The sequence below is a fragment of the Streptosporangium sp. NPDC004379 genome, assembly GCF_042873875.1.
Classification (GTDB): Bacteria; Actinomycetota; Actinomycetes; order Streptosporangiales; family Streptosporangiaceae; genus Streptosporangium.
In genome coordinates this window covers 1-2,487 of sequence record NZ_JBIAMC010000039.1, presented here as the reverse complement: position 1 = coordinate 2,487, position 2,487 = coordinate 1, and the positions used below count along the sequence as shown (strand labels likewise).

Here is a 2,487-nt window from a genome sequence, read left to right as displayed (position 1 = left end):
GCTCCGAACGCGTCAAACCCACCTTCAACGGCGTCACCTACGGCTCATCGAACAGCCAGACCTGGCGCAACGTCACCAGCGACAACTGCGGCGCCCCGACGGGAACCGCCTCGGTCTACGGGGTGCTGCCCGACGGGCGGCTGACCTACAGCGCCATCGACGCCGCCACCGGCCAGCGCACCAAAACGGTCGTCTCCACCGCCACCCTCGGCTTCACCCCCAAAGCCATGGCCACCCTGAACTTCAACACCATCCTCATCACCGAAGACGGCCCCGACGGCAAGCTCTACCGCATCGACGTCATCACCAACAAAGACTCCCTCGCCTTCAACCCACCCCTCTACCTCGGCGGCGGCTGGACCCACGACCTGCTCGCCTACGACGGCAACACCCACCTGTTCGGCATCGCCGGCGGAGTCCTGCGCCGCTACATCGTCAACACCGCCAAACCCGCCATCACCAACATCTCCGCCGGCTCCACCGTCGGCTCCGGCTTCACCCTCAAAACCCTCACCACCACCGCCTCCAACTGGCTCCTGGGCACCACCGCCACCGGCCTGCTCATCTCCTACCGCATCGACGGCACCCCCTACACCCGCCACCAACTCCGCGACTCCACCTGGCAGGTCTTCGACCACCTCATCTCCCCCGGAGGCGGCGTCTACTACGGCCACCGCCCCGAAGGCTCCCTGCACCGCTACCTCGACACCGACCCCCACGACGACAACGGCGACGACATCACCGCACAAGGCACCGTCGACACCAGCGGCTGGACCCAGACCCTCCTGTCCGCCCAACCCGCCACCGTCGGATAGCACAGCCGACTCCGCGTACCGGACGGCACACGCCGGATCTTGCGAAGGACTCCCCCATGTTCAGGCCCCTCCTTTCCCGTGTCCGCCTCACGGTCGCGGCGATGATCATCGTCCTCTGTTCACCGGCCGTGGCATCCCCCGCGACGGCCGAGCCGGCGCCGCGGCCCACCACCGCTTCCGAGGTCACCGCCGCCTACCAACTCGCCGCCTGTGATCCCAGCGGCGCCACCTCCACCGACGCGGCCCTGGCCACCCAGCTCAACGGCACCCTCAGAGCGAAGATGCGCGGCTACATGTCCGCCTATCGCGTCTCGTGCGCCCGTATGGTCATCAAGGCCGTGCACGACCGCGGCCTCGACCCCCGGGCCGCCGTGATCGCCATCGCCACGACAATCGTCGAGACCAGCATCCAGAACATCAGCGAAGAGGTCGACCACGACAGCCTGGGTCTGTTCCAGCAGCGCGCCTCCTGGGGAACCGCCGCCCAGCGCCTCAACCCGACGTGGGCCACCAACGCCTTCCTCGACAAGATGCTCCGGGTCTACCCCAACAACTCCTGGAAGACCGCACCGATCGGTCAGGTGTGCCAGGCCGTACAGGTGTCGGCCTACCCGGACCGCTACCAGGAACAGGCCGCCGACGCGCAGATCATCGTCAACACCGTCCTGCCCCACGTCAGCGGGCCGAAAGGCACGGCTTCGGTCTACGGGGTGCTGCCCGACGGGCGGCTGACCTACAGCGCCATCGACGCCGCCACCGGCCAGCGCACCAAAACGGTCGTCTCCACCGCCACCCTCGGCTTCACCCCCAAAGCCATGGCCACCCTGAACTTCAACACCATCCTCATCACCGAAGACGGCCCCGACGGCAAGCTCTACCGCATCGACGTCATCACCAACAAAGACTCCCTCGCCTTCAACCCACCCCTCTACCTCGGCGGCGGCTGGACCCACGACCTGCTCGCCTACGACGGCAACACCCACCTGTTCGGCATCGCCGGCGGAGTCCTGCGCCGCTACATCGTCAACACCGCCAAACCCGCCATCACCAACATCTCCGCCGGCTCCACCGTCGGCTCCGGCTTCACCCTCAAAACCCTCACCACCACCGCCTCCAACTGGCTCCTGGGCACCACCGCCACCGGCCTGCTCATCTCCTACCGCATCGACGGCACCCCCTACACCCGCCACCAACTCCGCGACTCCACCTGGCAGGTCTTCGACCACCTCATCTCCCCCGGAGGCGGCGTCTACTACGGCCACCGCCCCGAAGGCTCCCTGCACCGCTACCTCGACACCGACCCCCACGACGACAACGGCGACGACATCACCGCACAAGGCACCGTCGACACCAGCGGCTGGACCCAGACCCTCCTGTCCGCCCAACCCGCCACCGTCAACTGACCGTCGTCGTGGTCCCACCGGCAGGACGGGGACCGCGTCCGAACCCGTCATCCATCAGAAGCCGGCCGGCGCGGTCGGATCCCCGGAGGAGTCTCATGTCCAAAACCGCTGTCCTACGAGCCGGTGTCACCACCGTGCTCTTCGCCGCCGTCGGTCTGATCGTCCCGGTGAGCCCCGCGCTGGCCGCGCCGAATCTGCAGTTGCCCTTCCCCTGCGGGCAGAAGTGGCGGCTGGACACCTGGGCTCATGCCCCCGCCCTGGACATGGTC

Annotated in this window: 2 protein-coding genes; both read left to right on the top strand. The window is 67.8% G+C overall.

The annotated features are described in order from the left end of the window. The coding region (locus ACFYSC_RS36815) for a hypothetical protein (RefSeq protein ID WP_389971027.1) at window positions 1-815 on the top strand (815 nt) is incomplete at its 5' end. 56 nt (window positions 816-871) lie between these two features. Continuing rightward, window positions 872-2,218, top strand: coding sequence for a hypothetical protein (locus ACFYSC_RS36810; protein WP_389971024.1), 1,347 nt, complete (start codon window positions 872-874; stop codon window positions 2,216-2,218). The last annotated feature ends 269 nt before the right edge of the window (window positions 2,219-2,487 follow it).